This is a genomic window from Pseudoduganella violacea (assembly GCF_014191875.1).
Classification (GTDB): domain Bacteria; phylum Pseudomonadota; class Gammaproteobacteria; order Burkholderiales; family Burkholderiaceae_D; genus Rugamonas; species Rugamonas violacea_A.
Map to the genome: position 1 here is coordinate 225,586 of NZ_JACHXD010000011.1, position 10,244 is coordinate 235,829.

Below are 10,244 nucleotides of genomic sequence, written 5' to 3' on the forward strand. Positions count from 1 at the left end.
AGGTTTTCCTGCATAGCCGTTCGATCGCCGCTACCATGTCCCAAGATACCGAAGTCAACGTCCCAGACAACAACGAAGCAGCCGCCTCGGCGGGCAGCTCCAAGACGCCTGCGCTGATCGCGCGCGAAGTCCAACGCCGCCGCACCTTCGGCATCATCTCCCACCCGGATGCGGGTAAAACCACGCTGACCGAAAAGCTGCTGCTGTTCTCGGGCGCGATCCAGATGGCCGGCACGGTCAAGGCGCGCAAGAGCGGCCGCCACGCCACCTCCGACTGGATGGAAATCGAGAAGCAGCGCGGCATTTCCGTGGCATCGTCGGTGATGCAGTTCGACTTCCGCGACCACATCATCAACCTGCTCGACACCCCAGGCCACCAGGACTTCTCGGAAGATACCTACCGTGTGCTGACGGCGGTCGACTCGGCCCTGATGGTGATCGACGCCGCAAAAGGCGTGGAAGCGCAGACCATCAAGCTGCTCGACGTCTGCCGCATGCGCAATACGCCCATCGTCACCTTCATGAACAAGCTGGACCGCGAATGCCGCGACCCGCTGGAACTGCTCGACGAGCTGGAATCGGTGCTGAAGATCCAATGCGCGCCCGTGACCTGGCCGATCGGCATGGGCAAGAACTTCCGTGGCGTGTACCACCTGCTGCGCGACGAGATTCTGCTGTTCCGCGCCGGCGATGAAAGCGCCGACCAGAGCTTTGAAGTCATCAAAGGCATCGACAATCCGCGCCTGCAGGAGATGTTCCCGCTGGAGATGGACCAGCTGCGCATGGAAGTGGAGCTGGTGCATGGCGCCTCGCACCCCTTCAACCTGGAAGAATTCCTGTCCGGCGTGCAGACCCCGGTCTTCTTCGGCTCCGCCATCAACAACTTCGGCGTGCGCGAAATCCTGTCCGCCCTGGTGGACTGGGCGCCGGCCCCGCGCGGCCGTGATGCGTCGGTGCGCGTGGTCGAACCGAACGAACAGCCGTTCTCCGGCTTCGTGTTCAAGATTCAGGCCAATATGGACCCGGCCCACCGCGACCGCATCGCCTTCCTGCGCGTCTGTTCCGGACGTTTCGAGCGCGGCATGAAGGTCAAGCACCTGCGTCTGGGACGCGAAGTGAAAGTATCGTCCGTGGTCACCTTCATGGCCTCCTCGCGCGAACAAGTGGAAGAGGCGTATGCCGGCGACATCATCGGCCTGCCGAACCACGGCAATATGCAGATCGGCGACAGCTTCTCCGAAGGCGAGATGCTGCAATTCACCGGCATCCCGTATTTCGCGCCTGACTTCTTCCGCTCCGTGCGCATCCGCAACCCGCTGAAGATCAAGCAGCTGCACAAAGGCCTGCAACAGCTGGGCGAAGAAGGCGCCGTACAGGTCTTCAAACCCGTGCAAGGCGGCGAATTGGTCTTGGGCGCCGTCGGCGTGCTGCAGTTCGAAGTGGTCGCCAGCCGCCTGATGAACGAATACGGCGTCGACGCCGTCTTCGAAGGCACCAGCATCAGCAGCGCCCGTTGGGTCAGCAGCGACGACAAGAAGGCGCTGGCCGACTTCGAAGCCGCGCTTGGCCACAACGTAGCCTACGACGCCGCCGGCAACATGGCCTACCTGGCAACGTCCGGCGTCAACCTGCGCCTCACGCAAGAACGCTGGCCCCAGCTGACCTTCCACGCCACCCGCGAACACGCCAGCAAGCTCTCCTAAGCTTGATAAATCTCAAAAAATGTCCAACCCTGGTGTCAGGCACCAAGGTAGGACATTGTTTGCGCTGGATCAAAGAATGTCCACCTCTGGTGCCTGACACCAGGGTTGGACATTTTTTGATTTGGCTCAAGCTTGCTGCGGGGTGGGCCAGAGGCGGCGCTCGGTGAGGAGGGCGGTCAGCTGGTCGGCGGGGAGGGGACGGGCGAAGTAGTAGCCTTGCATGACGTCGCAGCCGGCATCGCGCAGGAAACGCATCTGTTCTTCGGTTTCGACGCCTTCGGCGACGACGCTCAGATTCAGGCTGTGGGCCATGGCGATGATGGCGGTGGCAATCGCCGCCCCGTCGCCGGGAACTCCCGAGACAAAGCTGCGGTCGATCTTCAACTGGTCGATCGGGAAGCGCTTCAGGTAAGACATGGAGGAGTAGCCCGTGCCAAAGTCGTCGATCGAGAGGTGGATGCCTGCCGCCTGGATCTTCTGTAGCAGCTCCAGATTGGCGTGCACGTTTTCCATCAGCACGCCTTCCGTGATTTCCAATTCCAGCAGACGTGCGGGCAGGCCGGTTTCTTCCAGCAGCGCCGCGACTTCGTCCATCAGTCCCGCATCCCTGGTCTGGCATGCGGACAGGTTGACCGCCACATGTTCTATGGTGTCGAGCAGCCCGGCGTCGCGCCAGGCGGCTGCCTGGCGGCAGGCTGTTTGCAGCACCCAGCGTCCCAGGCTGACGATCACGCCGCTTTCTTCTGCAACCGGGATGAATTCGGCTGGGCTCACCGTTCCCAGTTCTTCGCAAGTCCAGCGCACCAGCACTTCGACACCCGTCATGCGTCCGCTGCGCACATCGATCTGCGGTTGATAGTGCAGATACAGTTCGTCGTTCTGCAAAGCGCGGCGCAGATTGGCTTCCAGCTTCAGACGCTTGTGGGCGCGCTGCTCCATCTCGGGGCGGAAAATTTCATATCCGTTCTTGCCCTTGTTCTTGGCGTGGTACATGGCCGTATCGGCGCAGCGCATCAAACTGCGCGCATCCTCCGCATCCTGCGGGTAGACGCTGACGCCAATGCTGGCGCTGACGAAGAGCTGGTGTCCCTGCACCATGAAGGACTCCGACAGCGCCGTGAGTATCTTGTTGGCGACACGGTCCGGCTCCTCGCTATCCTCCGGCGGCTCCACAATCACCACGAACTCGTCGCCACCCAGGCGGCAGATGATGTCGGTGCTGCGCAGCGTGCCGGTCAGGCGCTGGGCGACCTGTTTCAGCAGCACGTCGCCGCTGTCATGGCCCAGGGTGTCGTTGACGATCTTGAAGTTGTCGAGGTCGAGCAGTAGCAGGCAGGCGCTGGTCTCCTGCCGGTCGGCGCAGTCGAGCGCGAAAGCCAGGCGCTCGTTGAATTCATGCCGGTTGGGCAGGGTGGTAACAGGATCGACATGGGCCAGGAAATGCAGATGCTCCTCGGCCAGCCGCACCGCTTTGCGCATGCGTGCCACCAGCAGCCATGAAAGGCCGAAGGAACCCAGCGCTACCAGCAGCGTAAAGACGGCAAACGTGCCGAGACGCTGATACAGCCTGCCGAGCGAGGCGCGAATCGTCACCTGCCCAATCACCTCGCCGTTGGCGTGCACCGGTTCCAGCACTTCCACGTATTCGAAGTTATGGCGCTTGTGCGTGGCGACCAATTCCGCGTCGGGCGTGATGGGCGGCGGCGCGGCCAGCGTGCCTTTGATGCCGTCGCGCAGATAACGCCCCAGCACGCGCCCGCTGCGGTACATGGTGGCGCTGACCACCGAGGGCGAGGAGGCGAGGCCGCCCAGAATCTCATCCTGGGCCGAAGCGTCGCTGAACATCAGCGCCGCCGTGCTGTTGCTGCCGACGATATGGGCCTGCACCTGCAGGTCGCGTTCCAGCGCATTACGCAGCGAGATGAACTGGAAGACGGTCAGCAGAATGCTGGCGACGAACAGGGCTGCGGCGGCGGACAGCATGGTGGCGCGCACCATCTTGCTGCCGATAGGACGCAGGCGAGGCGTGGCGGGCTTCATTGCACGCTCCTGGCCAGGTGCAGTAACTTGGAGCTGAGATTCAGCCCCGCCTGGCGCGCCGCCGTCAAATCGACATCGAAGCCGATGCGCTTATTGTCCATGCCCAGCGCGATCATCGCGCCGGACGTGCCGATGGCGCGGTCATCCGCCACCGTCAGCACGCTGCTCGCGCCCAGCTCCTTGCGCAGTTGCGGCCAGCGGTCCCGGTCCTGCGCGTCCAGCACGAGGATATGGCAGCCGCTCGCATTGCCGCTGATGCCGAGAGGGCGGAAGCGCATGCGATGCCCGTTCACGACCTTGTCGGACAATGCGCTCAACGCAGTCTGCATATTGTTGCCGCTGAATGCGCACAGATGCAGGATGGCCGCGCCCTGCAACACATCGGCCGGCCACTCGGTGAAAACGGCGAAATTGAAGACGAAAGCGGCCTTCAATTCAGCCTCCTTGATCTGCTGCGCCTCCTGCGCCAAGGCGACCGATGGCAGCAGGAAAAACACCGACAGCACGCCAGCCAGCATGCGCAGCAACGGGGATTTGGTCCTGGCGCTGTTCATCATGGCCTTAATACTCGTAACGCAGCTTGAAAAGCAGACTGCGCCCGTCCTGCGCGATGGTGTTTTGCGTGAACACGGCCGAGGCGGGATCGGCATAACGCCGGTCCAGCAGATTGTAGACCGTGGCCGAAACGTCGAAATGGCGTGTCAGGCGCACGGTGTAAAGATTGAGATTGGCAACCCAGTAGGCCGCCGCCACGCCCTGATTCAGCGTACCGCGCCGGCTGACATACTGAGCCTCCGCTCCCGCGCGCCAGGCGCCGTAAAGCGGCATGCTGACATTCACTTTGGCCAGGCGCTTGGGGGAATTCACCGGACCGGTACCATCATCGCTGGTGGCCTGCGTTGCTCGCGTATGCACGCTTTGCTGGCTGATGCTGGCGCGCAGGCTGGCGCCGTTGCGCCAGCCGCGCTCATACTCGGCTTCCACGCCTTTGGCATAAGCCGTATTCCCATTGCGGAAAATGGGCAGCAAGTCAGCTTCATGGCGCTGCTCTGCGATCAGGGCCGATACATCATTATGGAAGAGCGAGAGCGTAAGACGCGCGTTGCCCTGCAGCTGACGCACCATGGTCAGTTCGTGGCTGCGTATGCGCTCGCGCCCCAGGGATGGATTGGCATGCTGCCCGCCGGGACCGGAAATGGCGTAGTACATCTCATAGCTGTTAGGTGAGCGGTAGGCGCTGCCGTAGACCGCCTTCAGCGTCGTCTTCTCATCCAGCTTCGTGATCAGGGCTAGGCGCGGGTTAAATACGCCACCTGTGTCGCTGTGATGGTCGTATCGCAGTCCCGCGTTCAGCAGTTTGCCGGCGCCGAGTGCAATTTCATCCTGCATGTAAAAGGCGTAGCGGCGATCAGCATGCGCCGTGTTCAGGTAATCGATGCGCGGAACGAGATCGTAATTGCGCTGCTCGATGCGGTAATCGAGTTCGAACTCCGCTCCGGCAACGACCTTGTGGCCGGAGCGAGGCATGAAGAAGGCGCGCACTTCCGCTCCCCACCAGCGGCCGATGCTCTCGTCGCGGTTGGCTGTCAGGGCTGGGCGCAGATAGATGTAATCGCCGTTATAGCGGTAGCTGCCCCAAAATACGCGCGAACTCAGCTCGCCCTGGTTGGGTAAGGCGCGATGCCAGTAGAGGTCTGCCGTGGTCTGCTCGTCCTTGGTCTGGCTGCCCGGCGTGTTGAAGATCTGCTTGAACGATGCTGTCGGCGTGCCTTTGCTGCGCTCCGCGTGCAGCAGCGTCAAATTAAAGGAGCCGCTTTGCGCCTTGGCGAAAAGGCGATGCCCGCGTTCATAATCGAGCTGCCGCGCGATGCCGTGGTTCTGCTCGGGCGTATCGAATTCTCGGTAGTAGAGATCCTGCCCCCGGTTGCTGTAGCCGCCGGCGGAAAGCACCAGCTCATTGCCGCGTCCATCGCGCCAGCCATGACTTAGCATGCCGCGCCGAACGCCAGCCGAACCGCTTTCGACGCTTGCGCGGCTTCCTTCAATATCCACCGCGCGCTTGGTGATGACATTGATTACGCCGAAAAGGGCATTCGCGCCATAAATCGATGAGCCTGGGCCAGGCACATATTCGATGCGGTCCACCAGCTCCAGATCAAGCGGAAATTCGCCGCCCATCGGCCCCTGGTCGAAAACAGGATCGTTGATGCGGTTGCCGTCGATTTGCAGCAGAAAGCGCGTGTTGTAATCGCCCGGCCGCAGAAAGCCGCGCGCGCCGAGAAAGCTGTACGTGCGGTCATAACCCACATACAGACCACGCACGCTGCGTAGCGCATCGGCCAGCGTGCGCCAGCCATAAGCGCGGATGTCGGCGGCCGTGATGACGGTGACTGTGGACGGCGCCTCACTCGCCTTTTGCGTGAAACGCGAGGCGCTGTAGACCTCCAGGTCGAGCAGGTCTTCAAAGGGTAGGGCGGTTAGATCGTTCGCGTTCTGAACGGGGGCTTGCTGGGCGCTGGCCGGGGCGGAAAGGGCGCAGGCGCAAACGAGCGGCAGCCACACTGCCGCGCGCGATGACGACTGGCGCGGCGCGCGGGCCAGTGTAATCCATGTCTCTCTTGGCATCTCTTGGGTTCCAGTGGAGTGAAAGGTTCCGGAACCTTCGGTTTCTCTATTCTTCTGCCAAACATGGTGTCATTCCACCCGGAAATTGTACAGTGTGGATAGCCGCAAGAGGCGTTTCCGCAACACTGGTGCAAGGGGGGCGGTTACTTTGCCGGGCTGGCGAGCGGCTGGCCTTTCTCGACCACGTAGACGCCGACCAGGCGCATGGTTCCGGGGCCGGTGTTTTTCGCATCGTGGATTTTGCCGGCGGGGATGACGAAAGCTTCGCCGGCCTTCAGCTTACGCGGCGGTTCGCCATCGATCAGCAGCTCGCCTTCGCCTTCCAGCACGTAGCTGATTTCGTCGCCGGGGTGGGTGTGGCGGCCGGCGACTACGCCAGGTTCCAGTTCAACGCGGGCGACTACGGCTTCGCGGTGGTCGATGGAGGTGTCGGCTTTGTGGACGAGGATGCGTTTGATGGTGGGCTGAGCTAGCGCGATAAGAGGGAGGGCAAGCGAACACATAACGATGCTGTGCAATTTTGATTTCATCATACCTTCCTCGAAAAAGGCCTTCGGCGAGCGGGTTTGGTTGGTTGTTGGCTTTACGATTTTTTTGGGTCCAGCCGATGATCCTCACCAAACAATAGCGCGTCTAGAATGCTGCCTATCCAAGCCAGAGGTAAGAGCAGGAATGCCATAGTTGCAAGCGGTCCACCTGTGCTTGATTTTGAAACAGCAGAGGCAATCATCTGAGCACTTAGCATATGGCCGGTATTCAGCTGCTGAAGTAAGTTATCGGCGCTGAAGGATATGGCATAGAGTAGATAGACAGTAGAAGCTACGGTTGGCAGTAGAAACAGGCAGCCTCGCGCCCGACGCTTCAGAAACACCAGCTGTCCTAACCCTGGAAATATCAGCCCGGATAGTAGGGCTGCTTTGATGGATTCCGGCATCATGTTCCCCTTTATGAGCAACTGCACGCGAAAATGGACAATGTTTTCTTCTTGCTAATCTTACCACGATTCAGCAAGATGCATACCTTTGGAATTAAAGAAATATTGAAGTGGGGAAATTTTGGAGCTTGATGGCTGCGCATCGACTCAGGCTGTTTATACGACTGAGTGTTGTGAGAAGGAGACCAGGCTACACGTCTAGCAATTGTGTAGCCTGAAGTTTGCTCTTAAATTGGTGGCGGATCATTAATCACTTCTGGATCAACGTCAAATTCTACTTGATCTTTATCTGTAAAGAAAAGTTTAATAGAGAATGTTTCTTTCGTAGTATTGGCATTGCTAAAGGTAACAATTTTTCCGCTTTGACTAATACTCGGGTCGCTTAATTGATCATTATCCACTGGTTTAACAGTCATTTTTTTAAAGATAACATGTGGCGGCGTTGGCTCGATCAATTGATAATTAATTACAGTGTCGTATTCGCGAATAGTGATTGCGGGTGGTTCAAATTTTGTTTTATATGTTGGTTTTTGCGCTGGGATGATCGGGTTAGGTGTTGCTATAACTAAGACGTTAATAAATGACGTTGGTGTGACAGAATCAGTCGTCATAATTTTCCTTTCGCTGGTTGATGGAGGTGAAAATACTGCCGATGGCGCTGTTCATTGTAGCGCATAGATTCTAGTTTGCCTATTTGCTTTTGCACTTTCTCACTCTCGCCGGTACAAAGATATGACCGAACACTCGGTGCAAGAATCCGATAGTCAGAGGAATTTTCTGCTATTCTAAAAAGCATTTTTTGAACTGATAGACAACTTGCTTTTGATTTCTGAAATTCTCCTTCGGAATGTTCTATTTCTGATCTTAGAAGTATGGCATTTGCCATTAATGCAAGGATTTGCTGATCTGTTTCATTTTTTTTGTACTGTTTATTAAGAATTTTCAAACTCTCATCCAAATAGAATGTGGATTGAGCGATATTTCCTATTTTATGGTTTGTTAGAGCTAAATTTTGTTTTGCTCTTGCATATAACTGCGCTAAATTTGCTCGATTGGGATCAGTTTGGAGCAGATCGTTTAATTTTTCATGAACTACTTCTTGTTGCTGTTTAATAATATTTAATTTTTTTTTGTTATAAGTGGCGTCAAGTAGCTTTAGTTGCAAATTATAAAGATTGATTTCCCAAGATTTGTTGCTTGGATCTTGTTTTGTAATTATAAGCAAAAAATACTCGGCTTTCGAATATGCCTCTTGCGCATTTTGCTCTTCACCTTGAGTGATATGCAAATCGCCTATATAAGTTAAGGTATTTGCTAATCTAGCCATCCATAATGCATCACGCGGTGCTGTCGAATGTATTTTTCTGAGTAGCGATTCTTCTTCCTTATGTAATATCATCGCTTTCTCAAGAAGACCAAGTTTTGCATGCGTCTCTGCGAGCCAGGATAAGCTATTGGCAAGCCCTGCGACTAAGTCCTTATTGTCTGGCATTTTTGAAACGGCTTTATATTTTAGTTCAATAGATTTGGAAAATGAGCTTTGCGCATTAGTCAAATTTCCTTTTTTTAATGAAAGAGTGCCTAAGTTGTTATGCGCGTATGATTCTTCTATCCAGATATCAATGTTTTCTGGATTTGCGCGGCTTGCTCGTTCAATGTAGTTTTTGTAATCTAAAAAATATTTTTCCGCATCAATTAATTCCCCTCTATTTAGATATATTTGACCAAGCCAAAATGCGTTGGTTCCTAAATTTTTCAATAATGCTGAGTTTTGAGAATTTGGCGAATCTTGGTGTTGCCATATTGACCTGGCAGCGATTAATGCTTCTCTGGCTTTTTGAGGATTAGACCTGGAAATATTTACTTCAGCAATTGTTTGAAGCGCTTTCGCCCTTTTGTCCAAAACGGTAGGGTTTTCCTCGGCATCTGTGACATTTGCTAAATAACGTAGCGCTCGCTCGCTGACATCATCCAGGAGGTCAAGGCGCCCGATCGGGCGTAATTTTTCAACAAATTCGCCCAACATATAGCTCATCAATCCTTCAGCTTCAACTCGATGCTCTTCTGCCTTTTTTTGTGCGGAGCGCGCAGTTAAACCGAGCAATCCAGCTGCAATAGCAAGTCCCGCAACCAGGATGGTAACTAGAAGTTGCAGACGCTTTCCTGTTCTTGCTCGTTGCATTGATACGGTAATATACTCAAATTCATGATCTGAGAGGCTAAATCCTTTTAAATCAAGTAGCCCATACGCTTGGCTGATTTGTGTTCCGGTAGGAATTAGTAGATCGCGTGGACGCTCAGCCTTCACCCATCTATCTGCTTGACTTGATATTCGGCTACGTAGTTGCAAAGCATTGCGATGATGCTCAATCCATTCAACTACTCGCGGCCAACGCCGAAGAAGTGCCTCATGCGCAACGCTAAAACTTGGGATATCACCTGTTAGCTCGCTGACAAATAATCTGGCCTCTACCATCGCACGAACAAGATCTCGTTCCTCATCATTGCGCAACATCGACCAAGCAACACTACGTGCTGTTACGGCACTTTGCTCGTCTCCTACATTAACTAATAAGGATAATATTTTCGGCAGAGCTGCCGCCTGCTCGGATCTTAAGCCAGTGATGATTTGCTCAGCGCGGATACCGATAGCACCTTCAATGCCGCCAAGCTGCCGAAATATATCAAAACGCAGCATTCCATTTTCACTGCGTTGACGATATAGCTCATTGAGGCAATATTGCAGCAGAGGCAAGGTGTCTGGACTACTTCGTGCTGCATCACAGAGTACGTCATCCAGATTCGCGCCGCTAGAGATATCCGTTTCGTAAGTGAGGCGGGCAGCTTTAGGGAAGCGCTGATCAATTCACCCTTTTAGCGAGATTGGTGCGCAAAAAAGGTGGAACTATGAGCCGATCAAGCATATTTCCGTTCGATTTGAC

General features: G+C 55.6%; 8 protein-coding genes. 1 reads left to right on the top strand and 7 read right to left on the bottom strand.

The genetic code is table 11. The features are described from left to right. Nucleotides 1-35 precede the first annotated feature (35 nt). Complete coding sequence (locus tag FHS03_RS19675) at nucleotides 36-1,703, top strand: peptide chain release factor 3 (protein WP_183442631.1); 1,668 nt, start codon at nucleotides 36-38, stop codon at nucleotides 1,701-1,703. Nucleotides 1,704-1,829: 126 nt separating this feature from the next. Here the strand turns inward: FHS03_RS19675 and FHS03_RS19680 are convergent, their stop codons facing one another. The 7 genes from FHS03_RS19680 to FHS03_RS19710 all read right to left on the bottom strand — a co-directional run bounded on the left by FHS03_RS19680 (nucleotide 1,830) and on the right by FHS03_RS19710 (nucleotide 10,168). Further along, a complete protein-coding gene (locus tag FHS03_RS19680) occupies nucleotides 1,830-3,743 on the bottom strand; it encodes a putative bifunctional diguanylate cyclase/phosphodiesterase (protein ID WP_183442632.1) in 1,914 nt (637 codons plus the stop codon). Then, the gene (locus FHS03_RS19685) at nucleotides 3,740-4,300 is read right to left on the bottom strand and encodes a YfiR family protein (protein ID WP_229426293.1); all 561 of its coding nucleotides are present in this window, start codon (nucleotides 4,298-4,300) and stop codon (nucleotides 3,740-3,742) included. Before FHS03_RS19685 ends, FHS03_RS19680 begins: the two co-directional genes overlap by 4 nt. Nucleotides 4,301-4,304: 4 nt before the next feature. Then, entirely contained in the window at nucleotides 4,305-6,368 is a 2,064-nt protein-coding gene (locus FHS03_RS19690; protein ID WP_183442633.1) for a TonB-dependent receptor plug domain-containing protein, read from the bottom strand. Nucleotides 6,369-6,511: 143 nt separating this feature from the next. After that, nucleotides 6,512-6,898, bottom strand: coding sequence for a cupin domain-containing protein (locus tag FHS03_RS19695; RefSeq protein ID WP_183442649.1), 387 nt, complete (start codon nucleotides 6,896-6,898; stop codon nucleotides 6,512-6,514). 53 nt (nucleotides 6,899-6,951) lie between these two features. Continuing rightward, the gene (locus tag FHS03_RS19700; RefSeq protein ID WP_183442634.1) at nucleotides 6,952-7,305 is read right to left on the bottom strand and encodes a hypothetical protein; all 354 of its coding nucleotides are present in this window, start codon (nucleotides 7,303-7,305) and stop codon (nucleotides 6,952-6,954) included. Nucleotides 7,306-7,529: 224 nt separating this feature from the next. Further along, nucleotides 7,530-7,913: a DP-EP family protein gene (locus tag FHS03_RS19705; protein ID WP_183442635.1), complete on the bottom strand. Its 384-nt coding sequence runs from the start codon at nucleotides 7,911-7,913 to the stop codon at nucleotides 7,530-7,532. Beyond that, on the bottom strand, nucleotides 7,910-10,168 hold the full coding sequence (locus FHS03_RS19710; protein WP_371871743.1) for an nSTAND1 domain-containing NTPase: 2,259 nt from the start codon (nucleotides 10,166-10,168) through the stop codon (nucleotides 7,910-7,912). The genes FHS03_RS19705 and FHS03_RS19710 overlap by 4 nt, the downstream gene beginning before the upstream one ends. Nucleotides 10,169-10,244 lie beyond the last annotated feature (76 nt).